The following is a 25,968-nucleotide window of genomic DNA, read 5'->3' on the forward strand; positions in this document are numbered from 1 at the left end:
CCGCGCTGGCGCGGCCGCTGCTTCGTAAATGAGTAGGTTCTTGCAGTATCCAAGCGACGCTGTGGCGCTATCGCGCGCGGCAAATCCCTCAATGCAGCCTCATGGAGTGAAGCGACATGGCAGAGATGTGGTACGGCAGCACGCCCGATATGGGCCTACAGATGGCGGAGTTGGCGGGTGCGCTTTCCGGCAATTTGATGCGCCAGGTCGAACGCATCGAGGAGATGCGGGATGCAGGCACCTTGGACCAGCTTGCGACGGCAAGAATCTACGCCGATATCGCTGAACAGAATGCGGACTTGGCGGAAACGTTTGCCGAGCGGTTCCGAGCCCAAGGCAAGATGGCCGAGGCAGCGCTGGCTGCACAATGGGCCGCAGATGACCGTGCTCGATTGGAGCGTATGGCAGACGCAATCGCGCTTGGCGACGATATTGATCTGGGCAAAACCGTTATTAGCTATGGTGCTGAGATTGTCGATATTGGTGACGAACTCGGCGTAAAAGGGGCTGCAGGCCTAAGCAAGATATTCGGCAATGTTGGCAAGGTTATTACCGTGGCCGACGTATTCAAGGCGGCAACGGAGAATGATGGTCGTGAATTGGCTGAAATCACGGTCAAGCTTGCAGTAGGTGTGCTTATCGGCCAAGCCGCAACGGCACTCATGGGAGCTGCTGCGCTAGCCGGATCACCGCTGCTCGTGATCGGCGCGCTTGCCGCCGCCGTTGCAGTGATCGGGCTGGGCGGTGATGAGATGGTCGATCAATTGTTCGAGACTCTTTTTGGTGAGTCTCCGCAGGATGTACAGACAGCGCTACGCGCAGCAATCCTCAAAAACGGCGGAGCCGATGCTCCAAATCTGGGCTATACACTGCATTTGGGCAGTGACGAAGATGACTACCTGATAGGCGCCCAGGACAAGCAGAACTCGATGACCGGGGGAGGCAGTGATGACACCTTGTATGGTGGCCAGCTCGGGGACTACATCAGCGGTGGCAGCGGTAATGACATCCTGCGAGGCGAGGGCGGCGATGACCGGTTGAGGGGCGGTGCGGGAGAAGACCACCTCGAAGGCGGTCTGGGCAGGGACACCCTGGAGGGTGGCGAGGGTATGGATACCTACGCCTTCAAGAGCGAAGAGATGATCAAGGGCGGCGAGGACGTCATCATCGACAGCGATGGCGTCGGCGTCATTCAGATCGACGGCTACGCAATTGACACGGCATCGCTTCATCGCGCGCTCGGTCCGGCTGCCTGGGATAACGCCGACGGTACCCTCAGGATCAGCTACGCCGCTGGGGCTCTGATCATCCGGCATGCCGCGACTGGGGCACGCATCATCGTGAATCAGTGGAAGAACGGTGACCTTGGCATAACGTTGCCTGATCTTGGGCAGCCGGGCACGCCGGAGAATCCGGTCAACTTCACCAATGGCGACGACGTCGCTGGCTTCGATGGAAAGCCCAAGGACAATCCAGTTAGTGGCAACGACTTCTTCAATGGAATGGGGGGCAATGACGGCATCGATGGCGGTTATGGCGACGACTGGATCGACGGCGGTACAGGCGATGATCTGGTATTGGGAGGGCCGGGGGTCAACCGCTTGCGCGGAGGAAGCGGAAATGATGTTCTGCTTTCCGCGCCCATCCTGGCAGGCTGGGATAAGGACGGCGAGAAATATCACGAGTTTTGGGAGTCGAGTCCCTTCTTCCTTACCCATGGGGCCAATTGGGCTATCCAGGGCGCAGCCAACTCCCGTTTCGAGGATCCTTCGTCGTTGCTGCTCGATTTCAATGTGTACGCGGTCTTCAAGAACGACGTAGCGGGCGGGTCGAATCACTGGGAGCAATACCTGGATCCGGAAATCTATCCGGGGCAGGCCGACGAACTGCTGGGCGGCGACGGTCACGACATCCTCTACGGCGGCGAGGGCGACGACCTGCTGAATGGCGGCACCGGCAATGACCTGTTGGTGGGCGGTGCCGATGATGACACTCTCTACGGCGACGATGGCGATGATCTGATTCTGGGAGACGAGTTTACCGTCGGCACGGAAGCCTTCAAGATCCTGTCGAGGCTGCTTTCCAGCGCCGCCAAACGAGATGGGAATGACGTCATCTATGGTGGAAATGGCAACGACAAGTTGTTCGGCCTTGGTGGGGCGGACACCCTCGTCGGCGGCGATGGCGACGACATCCTGCAGGGGGACCGATTGGATTTCGCCACGGCATTCAGCTTTGAGCTCAACACGATCGCCGGCAACGACTACCTCGACGGCGGTGCAGGCGACGACCAGCTGTACGGGGACGGCGGGAGCGATACGCTGATCGGCGGCGCCGGCAATGATCGCCTGGAGGGCGATTCCTCCGTCGGCGGTGGGTTCGACCACGGGAATGACACGCTGGATGGCGGCGAAGGCAATGACATCCTGTTTGGGTTCGGCGGCAGCGACGAGCTGCGTGGTGGCGACGGCGACGACATCCTGGTCGGCGATGGGGCCGAAGCGTACGTGTCGACCGTTTATCAAGGCGACGATCGCCTGTTCGGCGGCGCCGGCAAGGATTCGCTGTCGGGCAACGGTGGCAACGACCTGCTCGATGGCGGCGATGACGACGATACCCTCTGGGGTGGAGACGGCAACGATGTCCTTATCGGCGGCAAGGGGAACGATCAGCTGGTCGGGGATGAAGGAAACGATACGATGGACGGTGGAGCCGGCGATGACCACTTGTGGGCCGGTGCGGGCAACGACGTGCTGGAGGGTGGTGCGGGCAACGACATCCTCAAGGGCGAGGAAGGCAACGACAGCGTTCGCGGCGGAGATGGCAAGGATGAGCTGCAGGGCGGCGAGGGAGCCGACTTCCTGGATGGTGGTGAAGGCGACGACACCCTGTTCGGCGGTGCTGGCGCGGACAAGCTGTTCGGCAGCGATGGCAATGACTATCTGGCCGGTGACGGCTTTGAAGAGGGGGCCGGGCAGGGCAACGATCTGCTGGAAGGCGGGCGTGGCAACGACATTCTCGTCGGCGGTGGTGGCGACGATCTTCTGAATGGCGACGACGGCGATGACCAGTTGTTCGGTGATGTGCCGAACAGCGAAGTCGCGGGCAACGACGTGCTCAACGGCGGCGCCGGCAATGACGGCCTTAGCGGTGGCGCTGGCAATGACCGTCTCGATGGCGGTGATGGCGACGACACCCTGTTTGGCGGGGCCGGCGATGACATCTTCGTCGGCGGTACGGGCAATGACGTGATGGATGGCGGGCTGGGCGAGAATCGCTTCGAGTTCGCTGCCGGCTTCGGCCAGGACGTCGTGCAGTCCAAGGCGGCGGAAGGCGCGGCGCATGTCTACGCGTTTGCCGCGGAACTCGCGCCGAGCTCGTTCCGGTTCATTCGCACTGGCGGCTTCGATCTGCGGATACAGATCGATGGTTCCACCGACAGCCTGCTGATACAGAACTTCTTCCGCGCGCAGGGAACTGACCGCTTCCAGTTTGGCTCACTGCTGTTGACGGGCGACCAGGTCGCGGAAATGGCCGAAGGCAACGGTGGCGGCGGCGTTGGGATGGGCGAGCCGATCACTGGCGGCAACGACGGTGAGACGCTGACGGGTACGCAGGGGAATGACACGCTCCTCGGCGGGTCCGGTGACGATCGTCTGCTCGGCCTGGCCGGCAACGACCGTCTGGTGGGCAGCCTGGGCAGCGACGAACTGGATGGCGGCGCAGGCAACGACGTCTATGAATTTGGTATCGGGTTCGGAAACGATCGCATTGTCCAGCTGGATCAATCCGGTGCCGGAAGTGACACGATCCGCTTCCTGGCCGGGTCCGGGTACACACGCGCAGCCGCCAGTATTCAATTCGACAGCCAGTCCATCAGCATCTCCTTCTCTGGTCCGTACGGCATAGACACCCTGGTGCTTGAAGGATTCCTTTCCTCCACCAATGGCACCCACATCGTCGAATTCGCCGATGGGACGGTGCTTCGCGCCAGTGACTTCGGCGGCGGCCCGGTGATGGGCCTGCCGGGCAAGCCTTCCGAAGGCGCCACCGACGGCGACGATGTGATGCTGGGCGGTGCGGGCAATGACGTGCTGGATGGCGGCGCAGGAAACGATCAGATCGATGGCGGCGCTGGCAATGATGTGGTGAGCGGTGCCGAGGGCAACGACCGTCTGCTGGGAGGCGCAGGCAATGACCAATTGTACGGTGGCGCCGGCGACGATGATCTGGACGGTGGTGCAGGAGATGACACGCTCGACGGCGGCACTGGCAGCGACACGTTCCGCTGGGGGCAGGGCAAGGGCAATGACATCATTGCCGCCGGCGATGCGCAGGCGAAACGGCGTGTGCACCTCCAGGGCATCGGCTCGGGTGTGGACGTGGAGTTCGGGCGCAATGGTGTCGATCTCCAATTGCGACTTGTCGAGACGGGCGAGACGTTGACGGTGCTGGGGTACTACGACCCCGCTCTCGCCGCTGTGCTCCTTACCTTCAGTGACGGTACCCCGCTGCAGGAGTCCGACCTGTGGGCCGGCGACAACAGAATCGAGAACTACGACACCGAGGGCGTCGTACTCAACGGCTACGGCGGTAACGACCGTCTTTACTCCGGCAACGGACATGACCGGCTCTATGGAGGCATCGGCGACGATCTGCTGAGTGCAGGTAGTGGCGATGATCGCCTGTATGGCGGTGACGGTGACGATCAACTGTATGGGGATGGGGAGTATCGTTTCCCGTACGACCCGAGTGGTGGCACGGATTACATGGATGGCGGAACCGGCAATGACAAGCTGGTTGGTGGGGGAGAGCGCGACACACTGCTGGGCGGTGATGGAATTGACACGCTATACGGCGAGGCGGGCGACGACATCCTGATCGGAGGGAAGGATGGGGATTACCTCTACGGAGGAGACGGATCCGACACGTACCGCTTCGGGCGGGGCGATGGGCGCGACAGGGTTACAGACTACGGCGGGAACTCGGGAGACATCGACATTTTACAGTTCGATGCCACGATTGAAGCAGGCCAGATTCGTGTTCGGCGTGAGAAGAACAACGGCGGGGATGAGTATCAGAACAACCTGATCCTGGAGGTAGTGGGTACCGATGACGCTGTGACTATCGCTGATTTCTTTGGATGGCCCGGGTCCCTTGAAGGCGTTCGCTTTGCCGATGGGACGTTCTGGTCAGCCTCAACGCTGGCTGCAATGTCCATGCAGGGAACGCAGTATCACGACTACCAATACGGGCTTCACGCCGACGGAGACTTGTACCAAGGGCTGGGCGGCAACGACTACCTGCTTGCGCTGGATCATGATGACACGCTCCTTGGGGGCGAGGGCAACGACGAACTGAGTGGTGGCGCGGGCAGTGATGTTCTGGAGGGCGGCACTGGAAGTGACTACCTGCACGGCGATGCCGGCAACGACGTTTACCGATTCAGTCGTGGGTCCGGTGTTGACTTCATCAACAATTGGGAAAGCGAAGCGGGCGACTACGACGTCATCGAGTTTGGCGCCGACGTGGCTGCGCAGGATGTTCGGCTCGCGCGTTCCGGAGATGCACTGGTAATCGATGTTGTCGGCACAAGTGATCGTATCGTTGTAATCGATCATTTCAGGGCACAGACCGATTGGTATGCGGGTGGATCCGTGGATGCACTGCGATTTGCCGACGGCACAACTTGGACGGCGTCCCAGTTGCTCGATCGCCTTGGCGATGAGTTGCCGATCCTCTACGTCCATATCGACGGACGCGTGCTGTCGGGGGTTCCTGGCGAGCACGGTGGCTATGTGCTTGGAATCCAGGATGGAGCGGTCCAGGTCGATGGCGCCCGCAATGCCAGTACATGGTTTGATTCAGGTCCGTTGTATACGTTTGATCAGTTCCACATATTTGGTCGGCGGCTGAATGGAGGCGTGGCAGACGATATCTATGTATTTGGGGAAGGCTATGGTGTGCAGCACATTCAGGACGCAGGCGGGCTCGACCAGATCCGTTTCAACCCAGACGTGAAGGCGAGCGAGGTCAACATCGAGCGGATCGGGAATGACCTTCTGCTGCGGTTGGACAGTGGTGATCTCGTCCGAGTGCACGACCATTTCAACAGTGCGTCGGGCGTGGAGTCAGTGGTCTTCAGCGATGGGACTCAATGGGATCCAGCTTGGCTGCAGGCGCATGCCGTGCTGGTGGACAAGGTGCTGACGGGCAGTGATGGTAGTGACCTGCTTCAAGGCGGAGTCGGCAATGACACTCTGTATGGCAAGGCCGGTGACGACACTCTTAGCGGGGGTGATGGCGACGACATGCTGGATGGCGGTCTCGGCGCCGATCGAATGATCGGCGGGGCCGGCGACGATACCTATGTAATCGATGATGTCGGTGACGAGGCGATCGAACCGGCTGACAGGTATGAAGGGTTCTACGAGGACAGTATCGACACGGCGTTGGTGAGCATCGATTACACCACGCATCAGAATATCGAACGTGTGTTCCTGCAGGGAACGGCAGATCTCAGCGTGACCGGCGGGGATTCTCTGAATGTGCTGGTGGGCAACTCCGGGGCGAACATCCTCCGCGGTACGGCGCAGGATGTCTGGTCGTCGCTCAATGACTGGCTTGACGGCGGTGCCGGGAACGACACACTGATCGGCGGCTGGGGTAACGACACGCTGATCGGCGGCACGGGCGATGACTACATGGAGGGCGGAGGCGGCGCCGATCTCTACTACGTCGACAGCATCGGCGATACGGTGGTGGATACTGACGGTGACGGTGGCGCTCTATCCCGGAGTGCTGCCCGGGCAGCGGCAGCGGCAGCGGTGACGGATTGGTCCGGTCCGATCGATCCGGCGCTTGTGCCGGAGGTGGGCGTTCATCCTGACAGGACCGATGACACCGTGGTCGCGAGCATTGATTACGCATTGGGCGACGGCATCGAGGTCCTCGTTCTCAATGGGAACGCGCGGGTCGGAACCGGGAACGAAGCCGACAACGCCCTGGTCGGCAGCACTCTGGACAACGAGCTTTACGGCCTTGGCGGCTACGACGACATGTTCGGTGCTGCCGGCGACGACCTGCTTGACGGCGGCGATGGCGATGACCGCCTGAATGGAAGTCTTGGCAATGACACGCTGATCGGTGGCGATGGCTATGACACTTACGAATGGCGCGCAGGAGAAGGTCACGATCTCATCCTCAACGCGGATACTTGGGGAGATGACACGCTCATGTTCCATGACGTATTGCTCGCCGACCTTCAGATCAGCCGTTCGGGCGACGATCTGGTAGCAGCCACGTCGGACGGCGCTGGTAGTGTCACCGTCAAGGACTGGTACACCGACAGCAGCAACCGCGTGGACTGGATCACGGACCGTGACGGCAATCAGTGGAGCGCCGACGACATCGAAAGCTTCGCATCCGGCACCCCGGTGCCCGGTAGCGAAGCCGCGTTGTTGGTGCAGAGTCTGGCCCATGCCTCCGGGGCAGCACCGCCGGTGTCGTATCTGCATCCGTCGATTCACTCGGCACAGCTCCACATCCAGATCGCGGCGTTGTAGTGGTGCGTCCCGACCGGGCCGGCCTCGTGTCGGCCCGGTCGGAACGATTGTCGACCGGGCGGCGAGGTCAAGGCCTTGCTCTACATATGTGAAACATGTATATTTCAAAGGTTGCGCAATCAAAAGCGCACCGCTGCGGCCTGAAACGGCCTGCCGGCGTAAAAACGCATCCAACGGTCGGGTTTCCCGGCCGTTTTGCTTTTTAAGGGGGCAGCAGTACAGTCGTCTACCTTGAGGAAGCGAAAAGAATGGAAATGAAGATCACCGAAACCCCGGCGCGGACGCTGCCGGTGCAGGACGCGCGGATCTACCCGCGCGGTGGGCTGGATGTGCTGTCCCGGGCCGAGGTTGCGCGCCTGCGCGACGCTTCCGGCGGCGGCATGCACGAGCTGCTGCGCCGCTGCGCGCTGGCCGTGCTGACCAGTGGCAGTGCCTCGGACGATCCGCGCGCGGCGCGCGATCTGTACCCGGATTTCGACATCCAGGTGGCGCAGCAGGATCGCGGCGTCCGCATCGACCTCGTCAACGCCCCGGCGATGGCCTTCGTGGACGGCGAGATCATCCGCGGCGTGGCCGAGCTGCTGTTCGCCGTGGTCCGCGACCTGGCCTACATGGCCATCGAGATGGGCCCGCAGTATGCGGCCGAACTGGAATCGTCCGAGGGCATCACCAACGCGGTATTCGGGCTGCTGCGCAACGCGCGCATCCTCAACCCGGGCGACCCGAACCTGGTGGTCTGCTGGGGCGGCCATTCGATCGGTCGCGATGAGTACCTCTACACCAAGCAGGTCGGTTACGAGCTGGGCCTGCGCGGGCTGGATATCTGCACCGGCTGCGGCCCAGGCGCGATGAAGGGCCCGATGAAGGGCGCCACCATCGCCCATGCCAAGCAGCGCAAGCACGTCACCCGCTACATCGGCCTGACCGAGCCGGGCATCATCGCCGCCGAGTCGCCGAACCCGATCGTCAATCATCTGGTGATCATGCCGGACATCGAGAAGCGTCTCGAAGCGTTCGTGCGGATCGGACACGGCATCATCGTGTTCGCCGGTGGCGTGGGCACCGCGGAAGAGATCCTGTACCTGCTCGGCATCCTGCTGCGCGAGGAAAACAAGGACCTGCCGTTCCCGCTGATCCTCACCGGCCCGACCGTGGCGGCGCCGTACTTCGAGCAGATCGACCGCTTCATCCGCCTCACCCTGGGCGAGGCCGCGGCGGCGCGGTACGAGATCATCATCGGCGACCCGGTCGCGGTGGCACGGCGCATGTCCGCCGGCATCAAGCGCGTGCGCGAGCATCGCCTGGAGCAGAAGGACTCCTTCTTCTTCAACTGGTCCATCGAGATTCCGTGGGAGTACCAGCAGCCGTTCATGCCCACCCATGAAGCCATGGCCGCGCTCGACCTGCACCACGGCCGTCCGCCGCATGCCCTGGCTGCCGACCTGCGTCGGGCGTTCTCCGGCATCGTGGCCGGCAATGTCAAGGAAGACGGGATGCGCCGCATCGAGCAGTTCGGGCCGTTCGAGATCCATGGCGACGCCGATATGATGCAGGCGCTGGACGAGTTGCTGCGCGGCTTCGTGGAGCAGCGCCGGATGAAGATCTCCGGCGAATACCAGCCCTGCTACAAGGTCCTGGCCTGATCGCAGGCGGGCTGCACCGGCCCGGCTGACCGGGCCGGGCGAGGGCCGGGCGAGGGCGGGGCGAGGGCGGGGCGGGGAGCTCCGCTGCCCTGGAGACGCCGGGTGCCCGTCAACTGATTGACGCCCGTCGCCTCGGGGCGACCGTTCGTCCTGAAGCTACTTGCCGTCAGGCATCAGGTCGTTCATCTTCTGTGTCATCACGCTGGGGAGCGTTCCATGTCTGTACGCCGTTCCAAGGGCTTCACGCTGGTCGAGTTGATGATCACCATCGCGGTGGTTGCCATTATGTCGGCGATCGCCTACCCGAGTTTCCAGTCGACCTTGCGGTCCAACCGCATGGCGACCACTTCCAATGAGCTCATCGCAGCCTTGGCGCTGGCCCGTTCAGAAGCCGTGAAGAACACGCACGGTGGCGGCGTATGTGCGTCCGTAGACGGTACTTCCTGTGATGGCGCAGCGTGGACGGACGGTTGGCTGGTCTGGGCGGACGTCAACGGCAGCGGCAGCTTCGACAAGGGCGATACCCCCCTGCGTTTCTCTGCAGGCCGCAAGAGCATGCTGGGGGTGGCGGACCAGGCGTTATCGATATCCTTCGATGCGCGTGGCCGAAGCCGCGCCGGTGCCGCAGAGGACATCACGCTGCGTCCAGATGAATGCGGGTCGCAACTTCTGCAGCGCCGCTTCACCATTTCGCCCACCGGACAGGTCCGTCTGCACAAGGAGGCCTGCGCATGATGCGGCGTCGTACTTTTTCTCTGGCGTCACAACAAGGGGGGTTCAGCCTGATCGAAGTGCTGATCGCCATCGTCATCCTGGGCTTTGGCCTGCTTGGTTTTGCCCTGCTGCAGACCATGAGCGTGCGTTTCGTGCAGAGTTCCAACTACCGGACCCAGGCAACCAACCTCAGCTACGAGTTGCTCGACCAGATCCGCATCAACCGGGTCGCCGCGTCGCTCTACGTGGGCAACTATCAGGCCACCACGGCATCAGCTGACTGCCAGTCTCCCACAGGCGCCGCCATCACCAAGGACAAGGTGATGAAAGACTGGCGGTGCCGCTTGGGCAAGGCGCTCGGCGAGAATGCCAGTGCTTCGGTCGCCCGCAATGGCGATGTGGTCACTGTGAACATCAGTTGGGGTGACGAGCGCTGGCGGCCGGATGCCACCGACACCACCTTCACCGCGAGTACCCGCCTGTGAGCCGCTCCCTGCGTACACATGGCGGAATGACCGGTATGTCTCTGGTCGAACTGATGATTGCCATGGTGATCGGTCTGATCGTCATGCTCGGCGTGGTTCAGGTTTTTTCCGCTTCCCGTGAGGCCTATCGCCTGTCCGAGGGCTTGGCCCGCGTGCAGGAAAACAGCCGCTTTGCGATGGATAGCCTACAGCGCGATCTGCGCATGGCCGGCCATTTCGGCTGCATCAACGACCAGGCGCATACCCTGCAAAATCCTGGTTCGCTCTACTCGACGCTGAACATCAGCGCCAATCCGTCGCTCGATTTTACCCATTCCATCCAGGGCTATGAGGCGAACGATACGGAGCCTGGGAAAGCGGTCGCGCTCTCGACGACGCCCACCACGGGCGGTACCGCGTACAGCCCGGCATTGCCGAGCGACGTGGCCGCGGCGCTGACCAACCGGGTTGACGGCAGCGACATCGTAGCACTGCGCTTTCTCATGCCTGATGGTGTGCCGGTCACCTCCATCGCCGGTGACGCGCAGCGCCCGGTATTCAACTTTGATGCGTCTCGTCTGGCCGTGCTGCAGAGCGGAGTTACCAACGCAGGCTTGTTCGGTGTGGCCGACTGCCTGTCGGCCACCGTGTTCCAGGCGCGCGCAGTGGACACGGGGGCGGCGAGCGTGACTTTCGGCGACGCGCCCAATAATGCCGGGGTATTCACCAGCCTGTACACCACCGGCCAGGCAATGCTATACCGCGCCGAGAGCATCGTGCTCTATGTGGGCTATGACGCTGACACTGCCCAGTCGTCGCTCTATCGAGTGCGATTCAGCGCAGGCCCCAACGGAAACCTGATCGTCGGCACCCCAGAAGCCCTCGTGGAAGGCGTGGAAAACCTGCAGTTGCTGTATGGGCAGGATCGACAGCTCACTTCGGTGTCCCCGACCGGCTACATCGATCGACAGGGGACCGCCAAGGACGTCCAGGAATCGATGAGCGATCCAGTCGCCGCATGGCGTCGCGTGGGCGCCGTGCAGCTAGGCATGGTTGTCTCCAGTCCGGACCCGTCCTCGGCCAAGCAGGCCACTGGCGACGCAGCATTGACGACCATGGGCGTTACCTTCACCGCGCCCAGCGATGGCCGCTTGCGCGCCGTTTATCAAAGCACTGTGGCGATCCGTAACCGCCTGTTCGGCAACTGAGGTATTTCATGGCCATTCCGATGCCCAGGCATTCCTACCCAAACGCGCAGCGCGGCGCGGTGCTATATGTCGCGTTGATCATGCTCATCCTGCTTGCACTGATCGGTATTGCCGGCATGCAGGTGACCGGGATGCAGGAACGCATGGCAGCCAATTACCTGCGTACCAACCTGGCATTCCAGAATGCCGAGTCCGATGCGCGCGGGGTCGAGGGCGCGATCGAAACCAAGTTGGCCGACGGCGGTGTCTTTGTCGCCAACCAGGAAGTCTGCAGCCCCACCTACGATCCGTTGACCTGGGCTGATTCCATGACGGATGCAAAGGCCAGTTACACACGCCGCGTTGACAAGTGCTTCGCCGCGTCCAGCCTGCGCGTCGGCGTACGTCAGAACGAAGAAACCGGAAACATCTACCAGGTCACGGCTCTGTCCAGTGACGATCCAACCAACGCCTCGGCCAGCGCCGTCATCGACACGGTTTTCATCCCATGAGCACCCAGCGTCGTTTCCTCCGCATGGCTCCATCCATCTGGCTACGCGCCAGTGCCGCTATCGTGGTCCTGGCGGCCATTGTCGCCTGGGTGGTGCCGCTGCGTGCCGCGCTTGGCGATTACGACATCGCCCAGGAGCCGCTGTACACCAAGCAGAGCCAGCCCCCGCTGATGATGATGGTGATGTCGCGCGACGAGCAGTTGTTCAACAAGGCATACAGCGACTACAGCGATCTGGACGAGGACGGAATCCTCGATACCACCTACCTGGATACCTTCGAGTACGGCGGTTACTTCGATCCGAAGCTCTGCTACACCAGTAGCGGCTCGGGCGCCAATGGTGTCTTCAAGGCGGCCTCGAAGGCCACCGGGACAAATGAGCATTCCTGCAGCAGCCAGTGGTCGGGCAACTTCCTGAACTGGGTGACGATGAGTCGCCTGGATGTAATGCGTAGCGTGCTTTACGGTGGCCAGCGTTCGACTGACAGCTTGACCAAGACCGTGATCGAGCGGGCGCAGATCCCCAATGACCTGCACGCTTGGGTGAAGGTCTACAGCGGCAACGACATCGGCAACTTCACTCCGCTGTCGGGAACGCAGTCCTTCTGTAATGCGACCACGGCTGCCAACGGTGTTCCGCAGATGCTGGTGGCGAGCGGTGCGTGGTCCGAATGGGCATCCACTTCGCTCAACCAATGTGGCGTCAACCGGTCCGGCGGCGATGTGCCGGGAAGCGCGACCACCTATACCGTGCGCTTGGAAGTCTGTGCACCCGGCACCGCGCTTCGCGAAGGCTATTGCCGCAAATACAACGACGGCACCACCGATCGCTACAAGCCGGTGGGCGTGTTGCAGAACTACGGCGAGAGTGGCCGACTGCGCTTCGGCCTGATTACTGGTACGTATGCCAACCCGCGCGACGGTGGTGTGCTTCGTCGCAACATCGGCAAGATCGCAGGCAATGGCACCACCTTCTGCGGTACTGGCGATGAGATCGACCTGTCCACTGGTCAGTTCTGTTATCTGAAAGCAGGGGCCACGGCCAATGCCGAAGGGGTTATCAACACGATTTCTGCCTTCAAAATCGACCAGTGGAACTGGAACAACAACTGGAACGACTGCAATACCTACGGCATTCTCAATCGCCAGGGGCAGGGCGGAAACGGCAACCTGACCGATCCGGGTACTGGAGGGCAGAAGTGCAGCGCGTGGGGTAATCCGCTAGCAGAGATGTACGCCGAAGCGCTCCGCTACGTGGGGGCCGAGTCCAAGAAATACGGCGACACCGGAGATCTTTCCGGATTGCCCACCAACGTGACATGGAAGGATCCGTACCGGTTGCCGGTGGACGGTGGCAACTCTTACTGCGCCAGTTGCAACATCCTGGTGATGTCCTCCGGCCTGCCGTCCTTCGACAGCGACAACATTGGCAATGTGGCCCACATCGGCTCGCCCACCACGGCGACCGACGCCATCGGGACTGCCGAGGGCATGGTCGGAAAGAGTTTCATGGCAGGGCGCATCGGTGCCACGCCGCAAGGCACCAGCCTCAACACACACGAAGATATCTGCCAGGGCCGGACGGTCAATAACCTGAGTTTGGTGCGGGGTATCTGTCCAGATATTCCGTCGATGGAGGGTAGCTTCATCATGGCCGGCCTGGCCAAGGCCGCCGCTGAAACCGATCTGCGGCCTGGCGTTCAGAATAAGCCGGCAGCGCATAAGATCGCGGCCACGACCTACACCGTTGCAATGGCCGAAAACCTGCCCAAGTTCGAGATCGGCGTTGGCGGTGCGAAGATCGGCATTGCACCGTTGTGCCAGGCCAACAACTCCGGTTCGGCGACCGCTGCGTCTACCGGCTGGCGTAGTTGTTTCCTTGGTTCTGTGGGCATTGGCATCAAGACTTCCACGACGAGCCAGCGCAATGTCTATGGTCGGCCGTACAAGGCCGATGGCACGGCTGGCAGTTTCTCGCTCGTCTGGGAGGATTCGCTGTGGGGTAACGACCATGACAACGACGTCGTGGCCATGCTCAGCTACTGCGTGGGCGCAAGCTGCACCGAAACCGGCGGCTTCAACAACATCTGCTGGCGCGCAGACGCAACCAAGAGCGTTGCAGCGTCCAATGGCACCACCCGGGTGTGCACTACCGGCGGTGCCATCAGCGGCACCGTGGCTGACGACGAGGTGATGATCCGTATCGAGAACCTGTCGGCCTACGCGGGCAACGCAATGTTGACCGGCTACACAATCTCCGGCGCCAACGCGGCCACCACCGTGCAACGCTTGGCCTTGCGACCGGGCAACCAGGATGGTTCGGTGCTGAGTTCCACCAACACGGCGCCGACAAGCTGGCAGGCGCCGGTTGTAATCAAGTACAAGGCCTCCACCGGCGCCGCCGGCCAGCTGGAAAGCCCTTTGTGGTATGCCGCCAAGTACGGTGTGACCAGTGGTAAGAAGTGGGACAGCAAGAAGACCGGCGTACCTGACAATTATTTCCTCGCCCGCAATCCGACCAAGCTGAAGGAGGCGCTGGAAGCGATCTTCAACAGCGCCGCCGAGGGCGAGGCACCGGTGGGTGGCAGCGGCTCCGGTGCACGTATCAGTACCGGCTCTTTCACGGTTTCCTCGCACTTCTCCGTCCCACAGGGCTCCTATGACTGGACCGGCGATGTCATCGCGACCCAGGTGAAGGACGACGGCACCGATGGGGCCGAGTTGTGGCGTGCATCCAGCCGCATTGCCAGCTCCACCCGTCGCATCTACATGGCGACCACTCCGACCTCGACCGCGGCTAACGGAACCGTGACTGCAGTTGGTGCAGCCGAGTTCCAAGCCGCCAACCTGGTCGGGGCCAATGATGCGGCCAAGCTGCGATCGCTGGGGTTCAGTGACTCAACGCCTGCGTGGTTCACGGGCAAGTCGCTGGCTAATCTGGTCACCTACCTGCGGGGCACGGCGGTCAGTGGTCTGCGCGCACGATCGACGCCGCTGGGCGACATCGTCAACTCGACCACGGAGATAGTTTCCAACCGGGACAACTACGGCTATGCCACCTGGGCGACCTTCTCTACGACCTGGAAGGTGACTTTGGGCAAAGCCTACGAAACGTTCCTGACCAACAAGCGGGCCACCAATGGACCGCCGACCATGGTCTACGTAGGCGCGAACGACGGCATGCTCCATGGCTTCAACGGGTCCAGCTCGACATCGTCCGGCAACGAGGAATTGGCGTTCATTCCGTCAGCAGCGCTGCAGCACATCGCTGAGCTGGCCAATCCCAAGTACGGCCACCGCTACTACGTGGACGGTCCGCTGACGTCTTCCGATGTGTACTACGCCGACAACTGGCATACCGTTTTGGTGGGCACCACCGGTGCCGGTGGCGCCAGCAAGGCGCCTAATGCCGATGCGATCGGCAACGGTTCGGTGTTTGCGCTGGACGTCGGTGATCCCACCCGTTTCGACGCCAGGAAGGTGTTGTGGGAGGTGTCGGGCAAGACCGAGTCCGACCTAGGCTTCGTGCTGGGCAAGCCGACCATCGTCCCTGTGACGGGGGCGGCGGCCAACGCTGCGCCCCGGTTTGTGGCGCTGTTCGGCAACGGGGTGAATTCCACCAGCGGCAAGGCGGCGCTGTTCGTGGTCGATATCCACACCGGCAAGGTGCTCAAGCGTCTCTCGCCTAGCGGTGCCGCCTATGCCAACCGCAACGGCCTGATCAATATCGCGCCGGTGGCTGTGAAGAACAGCGATGGCATCACCGATACGGTGTACGGCGGTGACATGCAGGGCAACCTATGGAAGTTCGATTTGTCCGACAGCAATCCGGACAACTGGCACGTCGCGCTTGACGGCGCGCCGCTGTTCACTGCAGTGCGCGACAACGCCGTGCAGCCGATCATGAGCGGCATTGAAGTGGCTGCCGGCCCAGGCGGCGGTGTGAGCTTGTTCTTCGGTACCGGTCAGTATTTCGCGGCCGATGACAACCAGGTCAGTAGCAGCTCGCCGGTGCAGAGCTTGTACAGCGTGTGGGACAACCTGACCACGACTGCGGGTGGTCGCGACAATCTGGTCGCCCAGACTGTGAGTACGGCAACCTCAAGCAGTGGTTACGAGATCCGCAACGTGAGCCGCAACACGGTGGGATATGCCAGCAAACGCGGCTGGTATGTGGACCTGGTAGTTGGCAACACTGTGGAAGGGGAGCGCTTCGTCGGCAATCCGAACATCCAGAACGGCACGGTGTTCTTCACCACCTACATTCCAGGTACCGCGATTTGCGGCACCGGCGGCGGCGTCAACTGGATGTATGGTTTGAGCCTGCTCAACGGCGGTGGCGCCATGACGGGGTTGAGTCCGGTAATCGGCGGTGATCCCTTGTGCACCGGCAACTGCGGCGCCGTGGCACTTACCAAGGGCGGTGACCTCAGCCAGGGGCCGCCGGTCAAGGACACCAGTATCTTCGTGCCCAAGCTGAAAGCATGCGACCCGGCCACTGATTCGAGCTGCACCGTCGATAAGCTGATCCAGGCTGAGCAATGCACCTTCGTGCTTCGCGCGCCTGGCGCCGATGGCCTGTTCATGCCACGGCCTTGCGGTCGTCAGTCCTGGCGCCAGGTCCGGTGACCCCTTTCCCATCGAGGTATTCCATGCAGACCCCGTCTTTCCGCCAGCGCTCCTTCGGTTTCACCTTGATCGAACTGATGATCACGGTAGCAGTGGTGGCCATTCTTGCCGCTGTCGCGATTCCGTCCTATCAGGATCACGTGCGCAAGTCGCGTCGTGCCCAGGCCAAGGCGGATCTGGTGGAGCTGGCGCAGATCCTGGAGCGCAATCACACGGTGCAGAACACCTACGTCGGTGCCACTTTGCCGTTCACCCAGTCGCCGCGGCAGGGTGCTGCGCAGTACACGTTGAGTCTCACCGGCACCACCAGTGCGTCGGCGTTCTCGCTGCAGGCCGCGCCCGTGGACGGTGGCCCGCAGGCAACGGACAAATGCGGCACGCTGACGCTGGACCAGGCTGGGCGTAAGACCCCGACAGACAGTACGGTGGCAGGGTGCTGGTAGTCGCAGCAAAGTTGCGGAAGCGCTTGCATTGCCAGCTGGAAACTCGATAGAATTCGCACCCCGCCCGAATAGCTCAGCCGGTTAGAGCACTTGACTGTTAATCAGGGGGTCGTTGGTTCGAATCCAACTTCGGGCGCCAGAATCGTGCAGAGGCCGCGAGAAATCGCGGCCTCTGCTTTTTTATGGGGCCTGACACAGGGTAGGCCTGCGTGGTCGCTGGGTGCGAATCCTTCCCGGCACGCTGACCACTACCTTGCTATGCAGGGTATCTTTCACGCAGACGCGGATGCTCAGGTTGTTTCCACCAGTGCGACCGTCTGCGCGGAACTGGACGCGGGCCCGGTTCGAAACCGCCTGCAGACCAGCCCGCGGTCGTCTTTCCACCAGCAAGGGTGGAAGAGGCGCGGCATCCAGGGTTGAGGGCGGTAGGGCGGGGTAGAGCAGCCAGCCATGGCTCCAATCGCTGCCACAGGAGCTGCCATCGCTACTCGGGCAGGCTTCGATGGGTTGCCGCCGGGTGATGGCGGTACTTCGGGCGGTGGATAGCAGCGATACCAGTTGGCCGCGCAGCGCTTCGGCGCGGATCCGTCCCAGCATATCCTGGAGCGAAGGTAGCGCCATCGCGCTCAGTACTGCCGCGATCAGGATGATCAGCAGCATCTGCAACAGTCCGGCGCCGGCCGGCCGTTGCGGCATGCAGGAGTGAGGCATTGATGCATCCAGGCAGTGGCACGGAGGAGCAGCGTGCCACCCGAGGCCCCGTGCGCGCTGTCCGTACGCCCCCTGATGTCTTGCCCGAAATCCCCTCAGCCGGCCGTCACCATCCCCCCCGTTATACTGGAGGGCCCGGGATTTGGCGGCACCATGAGCGATCGGTTCGAACTTGTATCCCCGTATTCACCGGCAGGCGACCAGCCGGCGGCGATCGAGAAGCTGACGGCCAATTTCGAGGCCGGCGTGGCCAAGCAGACCCTGCTCGGCGTGACCGGCTCGGGCAAGACCTACACCATCGCCAACGTGATCCAGCAGGTGCAGAAGCCGACGCTGATCATGGCGCCGAACAAGACCCTGGCCGCCCAGCTGTACGGCGAGTTCAAATCGTTCTTTCCGCACAACGCGGTCGAATACTTCGTCAGTTACTACGACTACTACCAGCCCGAGGCGTACGTGCCCTCGTCGGACACCTTCATCGAGAAGGACAGTTCGATCAACGAGCACATCGAGCAGATGCGCCTGGCCGCCACCAAGACCCTGCTGTCGCGCCCGGATGCGATCGTGGTGGCCACGGTGTCGGCCATCTACGGCCTGGGCGCGCCGGAAGACTACCTGTCGCTGCGGCTGATCCTGTCCACCGGCGAGCGCATCGACCAGCGCGACCTGATCAACCACCTGACCCAGCTGCAGTTCACCCGCAACGAATACGAGTTGCAGCGCGGCACCTTCCGGGTGCGCGGCGAGGTGATCGATGTGTTCCCGGCCGAGTCGGACAGCGAGGCAGTGCGCATCGAGCTGTTCGACGGCGAGATCGAGCAGATCAGCATGTTTGACCCGCTCACCGGCGAGAGCCTGCGCAAGCTGATGCGTTACACCGTGTATCCCAAGACCCATTACGCCACCACCCGCGAGCGCGTGCTGGCTGCGGTGGAGACGATCAAGGCCGAGCTCACTCCGCGGCTGGAGCAGTTGTACGAACAGAACAAGCTGGTCGAAGCGCAGCGCCTGGCGCAGCGCACCCAGTTCGACCTGGAGATGATGGCCGAGGTCGGTTTCTGCAACGGCATCGAGAATTACTCGCGCCACCTCACCGGCAAGGCGCCGGGCGAGCCGCCGCCGACCCTGTTCGATTACCTGCCGCCGGACGCGCTGCTGGTGATCGACGAATCGCACGTGACCATTCCGCAGATCGGCGCGATGTTCAAGGGCGACCGGTCGCGCAAGGAAACCCTGGTCGAGTTCGGCTTCCGGCTGCCGTCGGCGCTGGACAACCGCCCGCTGCGTTTCGAGGAATGGGAGGCGCGCTGCCCGCGCAGCATCTATGTCTCGGCAACGCCGGGTCCGTACGAGCTGCGCGAGGCCGGTGATGAAATCACCGAGCTGGTGGTGCGTCCGACCGGTCTGATCGATCCGGTGGTGGAGATCCGTCCGGTCGGCACGCAGGTCGACGATCTGATGAGCGAGGTCAACGAACGCATCAAGCTGGGCGACCGCGTGCTGGTCACCACGCTGACCAAGCGCATGGCCGAGAACCTCACCGAATACCTGACCGAGCACGGCATCCGCGTGCGCTACCTGCACTCGGACATCGACACGGTCGAGCGCGTGGAGATCATCCGCGACCTGCGCCTGGGCAAGTTCGATGTGCTGGTCGGCATCAACCTGCTGCGCGAAGGCCTGGACATGCCCGAGGTGTCATTGGTGGCGATCCTGGATGCGGACAAGGAAGGCTTCCTGCGGTCGACCGGCTCGCTGATCCAGACCATTGGCCGCGCCGCCCGCAACCTGCGCGGCAAGGCGATCCTGTACGCCGACAAGATGACGCGCTCGATGCAGGCGGCGATCGACGAGACCGACCGACGCCGTGCCAAGCAGGTGGAATACAACGAACTGCACGGGATCACGCCCAAGTCGGTGCTGCGCCCGATCACCGACGTGCTCGAAGGCGCGCGGTCGGAGGCGGCCGAGAAGGAGGCACGCGGCAAGGGCGGCAAGGGGCGTGGCGGCCGTGTTGCCGAGGAGTCGGTGGACTACCGCACCCTCGAACCGGCGCAGATCGCCAAGCGCCTGCAGGCGCTGGAGCAGAAGATGTACCAGCACGCGCGCGACCTGGAGTTCGAGGCGGCGGCCCATGTCCGTGACCAGATCCGGCAGCTGAAGGAAGCCAGCCTCGGCTGAACAACCGATGGTGAAATATCTTCACAAAAGTGTTGCGCTTCCCGGGAGACGTCCGTAATATACGCGGCCTGCACCGACGCATTCGCGGCGACGCAGAAGGAAGAAACGGGCGGTTAGCTCAGCGGTAGAGCACTACCTTGACATGGTAGGGGTCACAGGTTCGAACCCTGTACCGCCCACCACTCCGACCTCACAGAGGTGCGGGTGGAAACGAAGAAGGCCAGCCATCGTGCTGGCCTTTTTGTTTTTCCGGCACCGGAGCGCCTGGGCCGATGATGAGAGGCGAGGCCATACGCCGCTCCGACCGGGGAGTGACCGACGCGCGCATAGTGTCGTGATTGGACTTTTTGGATCGAACCGCCACAGGCGTTCGCTACCGGGTAGCTGCAGCGGGAAGGGTCAGGCGCCGTGCCCGCGCAGGCGCGCCGACATGAGGGCATGGCGCCGCGCCCGTGCCGACAGAGGCCCATCGATATACGTTGTGATAGCGTCTGCACGCCGATGGATCGAACGTTTTGCCGTCGGAAATGGATAGAAACCTGACCCGTAGGAAGGAGACGAAATGGCAATGCTCAAAGGTCTGACGTTGATAATGGTCGTTGCAGGGGTGGCGGCCGTCCCCGGAAGTGGTCTGATCCCGTCGGCGCTGGCGGCGCCCTGCTGCTCGACCGATCCGCATGGCAGCCAGATCGCGGCGAGGGGTCTGGGCGAAACCGCCCCCTTGGCGCTCAACATCAGCCAGGATTCGACCTGGCGGGCATACGAGTTCAAGCGCGATGGTGTCTGGTATCTGCAGGTCAACGATCAGGGCGGCAGCGTGCGCGCGATCATCGGCAATATCGGTGACACGTTCTGGACCCTGCCCGGAGGCGTGGACGCCGATCGCGTGTCGCTGCCCGGCAACAACCTGGCGATTCCGGCCGGTGCCGTGCGTGAAGTGGTGTACCGCAAGCCGCAGATGTTGCTGGTTGCCTACAACACGGCAGGTGGCGTGATCTGGTCCATCGAAGGTCCCGACGGTTCGCGATAAGTCTGCGGCACATCCACCAGCAGCAGGCGGATACGGTTACGGCGGCAGCCCGCGCTGCCGCCGTAAGCCAGCGTCCGCCCGGCCAGCACGTGCTGCGCGCGCTGGATGACAGCGGCCCCCAAGCGGCGTTTGTGGTCCAGCAACGCCACGGTCATGACAATCCCGGAGACCCCGCCGCGGCGGCCACACCGGACCCTTACCTGCAGGTAGCCGGTCTCATGATCCAGCAGCAAGCTCACCGCATCGGCCAAACTCCGGTACGCGGCCAATTGCAGCCCCAGGCTCAGGCGGCACGGGTCGCCGTGCAGGCGCGGGCGTGCAATCCGGTCGGTCATGTCCCAGAGTCCGGCCAGGCCGCCTGAGCGCAACGCCACGAATAGCCCGGAGTACTCGATTTCAGTCGGATAGACCATGCTGATCTGCTCGCGGAACAAGCGCGATTGCAGTTGGCTTGCACTGAGCATGTCCAGGGCCGATGCATGCGCGCCACGTTGCTTGAGCAGCGCAGCAGCCCGGAGGAAGGACTGGTCGATATCCTCGCCGATCACACGCATCTGCTGGGCGCGTACGCGTCGTTCCTGTTCACTGGCCAGATGCCCGGTTCTGGCAAAGGTCTCGGCCTGGCCGCGCAGTTTTTCCCTCGCGGCAAAGCGGTGGTAATGGTGGGAGATGGTGGAGCCCAACAGCAGCAACGCCGTGCCGGTCACCGCCAGGATCTGCTGCGCGACGAATGCGGTGGCGTCGAACGAACCCGGACGTCCGGTCATTTCCATGGTCAGTGCCAGGGTCAGGTTGATCGCCGCAAAGCTCACCGCAGCGCCGCGCCAGCCGTACAGACAGGTCAGGCCAACGGCGGGCAGCATCATGGCGATGCGCAGGCTGTTCTTGGCCAGCACCATGTCCTCGCCGCCAGGCAGGTGTGCTGCGGACAGGCCAAGGGCGACGATCACCGACAGCGCGGCTATGGCGGCAGTAGGCCATCGGGAGGTCGCGGCAAACGACACGTGGCGGTGGCGCCACAGCAGCGCCAGTGGCGCAAACAGGAGGATGCCCAGGTAATCGCCGACCATGTAACGCAGCATGCCGGTCCAGGAGACCGCCTCGTGCAGCGTGGGCATCAGCAGGTAGGCCAGTCCTTGGTTGAGCGAGGACACCGCGATCGCCGACAGTGCCGCGATCGACAGCAGCCAGGCCTCACTCTGCGAGGCCAGCCTGCGCTGGTGCCAGTGCACGATCAGAGCCACGGTGGGCATCAGCACCATGGACGCAATGACGACCCACGCCAGGCCGTACTGTCCGATCATCGGGTAGCGCGCCTGGGCGAAGAAAGCGTATTCGCCCAGGATGAGGTAGGGCCACCAGCGGGGCGGGCAAAGCAGAAGGGCCGCCACGCGGATGCCGGCCGGGAGATACATCTGGTCTACCGATGATGCGCGGGCCACGCCATAGGCGAACGCGTAAAGCACTGCCAGCAACACGCCTGCCGGATGGATGCGCAGATTGAGGTGAAACTCCTTTTTCAACCAGCTCAACTGCACGGAGACCTCCGTTCACGTGGGTGCCGCGTCGCCGGCACGGGATGCCGGGGCTGAACGGACACTATCGACGAAACCGCTTCGATGCAACGACGTGGCTGTGAAAACAGTCGGCAATACGTTCTGCGGTCTGAAGCGCGTGAAAGTCGGATTTGATGGAGATCACAATTTCTGCTGCTGATCGCGGACTCCACCGACGCCGCATTCGCCGGCTGACTGATGGTTTGAGTGCGCCATGCAGCCAAGCATGGCGGCATGACCACGTGCGGATCGATGCAGCTTGCCAGCGTTTCCTCTCGACGCCCGCCAACGCAGCCGCTGCCGGTGTTCGGCAAGCTGTGTGCCACGGCGCTGATGCTGGGCGCCTGCGCGACCGTGTTCGCGCCGGTACTGCTGCCCCACTGGGCCGCCGCAGTGATGGCGGGAGCGGGGCTGGTGCTGTGGTGCTGGCCGGGGCGGTGGCGCGGCCTGGGCGCTGTCGTGTTCGGTCTGGGCTGGGCGACGCTGCACGCGCACCTGGCCCTGGCCGCGCAGCTGCCTGCCGATGCGGGGAAGACCGAGTACCTGCTGCGCGGTCGGGTGATCGACCTGCCCACGCACGGTGCGATCGGCACCCGCTTCGTGTTCCGCGTGGACGATGATCCGGCGTTGCCCGTGCGGGTACGCGGCCGTGCGTTTGCCTTGAGCTGGCACGATCGGCCCGGCAGCGGTGCCGATCCACGCCTGCAGCTCCAGGCGGGCGCGCGCTGGACGCTGCAGGCGCGTCTGCGCCCCCCACGTGGGCTGCTCAATCCCGGCGGCTTCGATGCCGAACGGCACGCCGTGCTGCAGCGCCTGGCAGGCAGCGGCAACGTGCATGCACCCGCCGGCGCCCGCCCACTCGGCCCGCCCACCGGGCTGCCGGCGTGGCGCGAGCGGATGGCGGTGGCGATCGCCTCACAGGTGCGCGGTGAGGGCGCGCGCTTCGTGCAGGCGCTGGCGCTCGGCGATACACGTGGACTCACCCAGAGCGATTGGGACGATCTGCGCGCGCTCGGGCTGACCCATCTGGTGGCAATCTCCGGCTTTCACGTCGGCCTGGTGGCCGGCTTCGCCGCATGGCTGGCCACGCTCGGCTGGCGCCTGTGGCCAGCGTTGGGCCGGCGACTGCCGCGACCGGTGGCGGCAGTCCTCGCCGCCGTGCTGGGGGCGGCGCTGTATGCGGCAGTGGCCGGATTCGCGCTGCCCACGGTGCGCACGGTGTTGATGATCGCCGTGGTTGCTGCCGCACGCTGCGCACGGCGACGGGCAACGGTGGGCCAGGCGCTGGCGTTGGCTGCCCTGGCGGTGCTGCTGGTGGACCCGCTGGCGGTGCTGTCGCCGGGCTTCTGGCTCAGCTTTGCCGGTGTGCTCTGGCTGGTCTGGTGCCTGCCGCGACGCGATCACCACTGGCTGCGCACGTTCCTGGGCGCGCAGGGCGTGGTCACGCTGGCGCTGTTGCCGCTGACCGTGGCCTTGTTCGGCCAGGCGTCGCGGGCGGGTCCGCTGGTGAATCTGCTGGCAATCCCGTGGTGGAGCCTGGTGGTGGTGCCGCTGGCGCTGATCGGCACCGCGCTGGAGGCCATGCTAGACGGCGCGGGCCATTGGCCGTGGCAGCTCTCAGCCTGGTGCTTCGACGCCAGCTGGTGGCTGTTCGGCCATGTCGCGCGCAGTGGCATGGCCCTGTGGTGGGTGCCACAGGCCGACCGCTGGGCGTTGCTGGCAGCGTTGCTGGGCGTGGGTTGGCTACTGCTGCCGCGCGGCTGCGGTGGACGGCTGCCCGCCGGGCTGCTGTGCCTGCCACTGCTGTGGCCGTCGGCGCAGCGGCCCGGAGAGGGGGAGGTGGAGCTGCTGGTGATGGATGTGGGGCAGGGCCTGGCGGTGTGGATACGCACCCGCCACCACCGGCTGCTGTACGACGCCGGGCCGGCCAGCGTCGGCGGCTTCGACGCAGGTGAGCGGGTGGTCGTGCCCACCCTGCACGCGCTCGGGGAAGGCCGGTTGGACCGGCTGATGCTCAGCCACGGTGATCGCGACCATGCCGGTGGCGCGGCGGCGGTGCAGCGGGCCTTCGGTCAGCCGCCGCTGCTGGCTCCGCAAGGCGCGCGGCCAGGGATCAGCGTGCCGTGCGCCGCAGGGCAGGGCTGGCGGTGGGACGGGGTCGAGTTCCGCTTCCTGCACCCGTCGCCCGGCGCCCGGTACCTGCGCAATGAAAGCAGCTGCGTGCTGCGCATCGGCACGGCCCATGGGGCGATCCTTTTGCCCGGCGACATCGGCGCGTCCAGCGAGGCGCAGCTTCTGGATACCGAGCCAGGTGCCCTGCGTGCCGCGCTGGTGGTGGTACCGCACCATGGCAGTGCCGGTTCTTCCAGTGCGGCTTGGGTGGCAGCGGTGTCGCCCAGGCTGGCGATCGTGTCGGCCGGTCACGGCAACCGCTTCGGCCACCCGCGCGCCGAGGTGGTGGCGCGCTGGCGCGGCGCTGGCGCCGAAGTGCTGAACACCGCCGATAGCGGCGCGGTGCGCGCATGGCTCGGTCGTGAAGGCCTGCAGGTGCGTGAACAGCGGGTTTTTCAGCCGCGTTGGTGGGATGCCGCGGAGCGGAGGCGGGCGGCTGCTATTCTATCGGCGGTCAAACAGGCGGCCGATGGGCCGGAGGGTTGAAACGTGTGGGAACTGGTCAAGGCCGGTGGCTGGCCGATGGTGCCGCTGCTGCTGTTGGGCGTACTGGCTTTGGCGATCGTCCTGGAGCGTTTCTGGACCTTGCGGCGTAACGAAGTCCTGCCCCCCGGGCTGGGACAGGAAGTGCGCAACTGGGCCGCACGCGGCAAGCTCGACCCGAGCCACATCCAGTCGCTGCGGGCGAACTCGCCGCTGGGTGCACTGCTGGCCGTCGCGCTGGAAGCGCGCAACCGTCCGCGCGACCAGATCCGCGAGCGCATCGAGGATGCCGGTCGGCACCTGGTGCACCGCATGGAGCGTTTCCTGAACGCCCTGGGCACGATCGCCTCGGCCGGCCCGTTGCTGGGCCTGCTCGGCACGGTGGTCGGCATGATCCAGATGTTCCTGGGCATCCTCGACCACGGCGTGGGCGATGTGAACCAGCTGGCCGGCGGCATCGGCAAGGCGCTGGTGTGCACGGCCACCGGCATGATCGTGGCGATCCCGGCACTCATGTTCCATCGCTATTTCAAGGGCCGCATCGGGGGTTACGTCATCGAGATGGAGCAGGAGGCGAGCGCATTGCTGGACGCGCTCGATGGCCGCCCCGGGGTGATGAACACCGGCGCCCGTGCCCCTGTTGCCGCCCCGGCGGCACCCGTCACGGCCAAGGGCTGAC

General features: G+C 63.8%; 14 protein-coding genes and 2 tRNA genes. 14 read left to right on the forward strand and 2 right to left on the reverse strand.

The window, feature by feature from the left end; all coding sequences use genetic code 11:
• The first annotated feature begins 116 nt into the window (after positions 1–116).
• From NR101_RS19020 to NR101_RS13540, 9 genes are all read left to right on the forward strand, one after another.
• Complete coding sequence (locus NR101_RS19020; protein WP_306175532.1) at positions 117–7,565, forward strand: calcium-binding protein; 7,449 nt, start codon at positions 117–119, stop codon at positions 7,563–7,565.
• Positions 7,566–7,819: 254 nt separating this feature from the next.
• Complete coding sequence (gene ppnN / locus NR101_RS13505) at positions 7,820–9,208, forward strand: nucleotide 5'-monophosphate nucleosidase PpnN (protein ID WP_256776186.1); 1,389 nt, start codon at positions 7,820–7,822, stop codon at positions 9,206–9,208.
• Between the two features lie 216 nt (positions 9,209–9,424).
• Positions 9,425–9,943, forward strand: coding sequence for a Tfp pilus assembly protein FimT/FimU (locus NR101_RS13510; protein ID WP_256776185.1), 519 nt, complete (start codon positions 9,425–9,427; stop codon positions 9,941–9,943).
• Positions 9,943–10,407 carry a type IV pilus modification protein PilV gene (pilV, locus tag NR101_RS13515; protein ID WP_256776213.1) on the forward strand — a complete coding sequence of 155 codons (465 nt, stop codon included), beginning with the start codon at positions 9,943–9,945 and terminating at the stop codon, positions 10,405–10,407. The genes NR101_RS13510 and pilV overlap by 1 nt, the downstream gene beginning before the upstream one ends.
• A 35-nt stretch (positions 10,408–10,442) precedes the next feature.
• Positions 10,443–11,594, forward strand: coding sequence for a PilW family protein (locus tag NR101_RS13520; RefSeq protein ID WP_256776184.1), 1,152 nt, complete (start codon positions 10,443–10,445; stop codon positions 11,592–11,594).
• 8 nt (positions 11,595–11,602) lie between these two features.
• Entirely contained in the window at positions 11,603–12,085 is a 483-nt protein-coding gene (locus NR101_RS13525) for a PilX N-terminal domain-containing pilus assembly protein (protein ID WP_256776183.1), read from the forward strand.
• A complete protein-coding gene (locus tag NR101_RS13530) occupies positions 12,082–16,713 on the forward strand; it encodes a PilC/PilY family type IV pilus protein (protein ID WP_256776182.1) in 4,632 nt (1,543 codons plus the stop codon). The genes NR101_RS13525 and NR101_RS13530 overlap by 4 nt, the downstream gene beginning before the upstream one ends.
• Positions 16,714–16,736: 23 nt before the next feature.
• Positions 16,737–17,156 carry a type IV pilin protein gene (locus NR101_RS13535; RefSeq protein WP_256776181.1) on the forward strand — a complete coding sequence of 140 codons (420 nt, stop codon included), beginning with the start codon at positions 16,737–16,739 and terminating at the stop codon, positions 17,154–17,156.
• A gap of 62 nt (positions 17,157–17,218) precedes the next feature.
• Positions 17,219–17,295: transfer RNA gene (locus NR101_RS13540), tRNA-Asn, on the forward strand.
• Positions 17,296–17,336: 41 nt separating this feature from the next.
• Here NR101_RS13540 and NR101_RS13545 read toward each other — a convergent pair.
• Complete coding sequence (locus NR101_RS13545; RefSeq protein WP_256776180.1) at positions 17,337–17,816, reverse strand: GspH/FimT family pseudopilin; 480 nt, start codon at positions 17,814–17,816, stop codon at positions 17,337–17,339.
• 204 nt (positions 17,817–18,020) lie between these two features.
• Here NR101_RS13545 and uvrB point away from each other — a divergent pair, with 204 nt between their 5' ends.
• The 3 genes from uvrB to NR101_RS13560 all read left to right on the forward strand — a co-directional run bounded on the left by uvrB (position 18,021) and on the right by NR101_RS13560 (position 21,078).
• Positions 18,021–20,048, forward strand: a complete 2,028-nt coding sequence (uvrB, locus tag NR101_RS13550) for an excinuclease ABC subunit UvrB (RefSeq protein ID WP_256776179.1) — start codon at positions 18,021–18,023, stop codon at positions 20,046–20,048.
• Positions 20,049–20,155: 107 nt separating this feature from the next.
• A tRNA-Val gene (locus NR101_RS13555) sits at positions 20,156–20,230 on the forward strand.
• A gap of 380 nt (positions 20,231–20,610) precedes the next feature.
• Positions 20,611–21,078, forward strand: a complete 468-nt coding sequence (locus NR101_RS13560; RefSeq protein WP_256776178.1) for a hypothetical protein — start codon at positions 20,611–20,613, stop codon at positions 21,076–21,078.
• Here NR101_RS13560 and NR101_RS13565 read toward each other — a convergent pair.
• Positions 21,021–22,616 (reverse strand): MASE1 domain-containing protein, encoded by a 1,596-nt coding sequence (locus NR101_RS13565; protein ID WP_256776177.1) that lies wholly within the window; start codon positions 22,614–22,616, stop codon positions 21,021–21,023. The genes NR101_RS13560 and NR101_RS13565 overlap by 58 nt on opposite strands.
• Positions 22,617–22,967: 351 nt before the next feature.
• Here NR101_RS13565 and NR101_RS13570 point away from each other — a divergent pair, with 351 nt between their 5' ends.
• Complete coding sequence (locus NR101_RS13570) at positions 22,968–25,292, forward strand: DNA internalization-related competence protein ComEC/Rec2 (protein ID WP_256776212.1); 2,325 nt, start codon at positions 22,968–22,970, stop codon at positions 25,290–25,292.
• A 3-nt stretch (positions 25,293–25,295) separates the two neighbouring features.
• Positions 25,296–25,967 (forward strand): MotA/TolQ/ExbB proton channel family protein, encoded by a 672-nt coding sequence (locus NR101_RS13575; protein ID WP_256776176.1) that lies wholly within the window; start codon positions 25,296–25,298, stop codon positions 25,965–25,967.
• Position 25,968: the final 1 nt, after the last annotated feature.

The sequence above is a fragment of the Stenotrophomonas sp. Ste86 genome (assembly GCF_024519465.1).
Lineage (GTDB): Bacteria > Pseudomonadota > Gammaproteobacteria > Xanthomonadales > Xanthomonadaceae > Stenotrophomonas.

Bases quoted from the DNA above. Each gene is read 5' to 3' on its own strand.
- uvrB (WP_256776179.1), top strand. From the start codon at position 18,021: ATGAGCGATCGGTTCGAACTTGTATCCCCGTATTCACCGGCAGGCGAC.
- NR101_RS13510 (WP_256776185.1), top strand. From the start codon at position 9,425: ATGTCTGTACGCCGTTCCAAGGGCTTCACGCTGGTCGAGTTGATGATC.
- NR101_RS13530 (WP_256776182.1), top strand. From the start codon at position 12,082: ATGAGCACCCAGCGTCGTTTCCTCCGCATGGCTCCATCCATCTGGCTA.
- NR101_RS13560 (WP_256776178.1), top strand. From the start codon at position 20,611: ATGGCAATGCTCAAAGGTCTGACGTTGATAATGGTCGTTGCAGGGGTG.
- NR101_RS13520 (WP_256776184.1), top strand. From the start codon at position 10,443: ATGTCTCTGGTCGAACTGATGATTGCCATGGTGATCGGTCTGATCGTC.
- NR101_RS13545 (WP_256776180.1), bottom strand. From the start codon at position 17,816: ATGCTGCTGATCATCCTGATCGCGGCAGTACTGAGCGCGATGGCGCTA.
- pilV (WP_256776213.1), top strand. From the start codon at position 9,943: ATGCGGCGTCGTACTTTTTCTCTGGCGTCACAACAAGGGGGGTTCAGC.
- ppnN (WP_256776186.1), top strand. From the start codon at position 7,820: ATGAAGATCACCGAAACCCCGGCGCGGACGCTGCCGGTGCAGGACGCG.
- NR101_RS13525 (WP_256776183.1), top strand. From the start codon at position 11,603: ATGGCCATTCCGATGCCCAGGCATTCCTACCCAAACGCGCAGCGCGGC.
- NR101_RS19020 (WP_306175532.1), top strand. From the start codon at position 117: ATGGCAGAGATGTGGTACGGCAGCACGCCCGATATGGGCCTACAGATG.
- NR101_RS13535 (WP_256776181.1), top strand. From the start codon at position 16,737: ATGCAGACCCCGTCTTTCCGCCAGCGCTCCTTCGGTTTCACCTTGATC.
- NR101_RS13570 (WP_256776212.1), top strand. From the start codon at position 22,968: ATGCTGGGCGCCTGCGCGACCGTGTTCGCGCCGGTACTGCTGCCCCAC.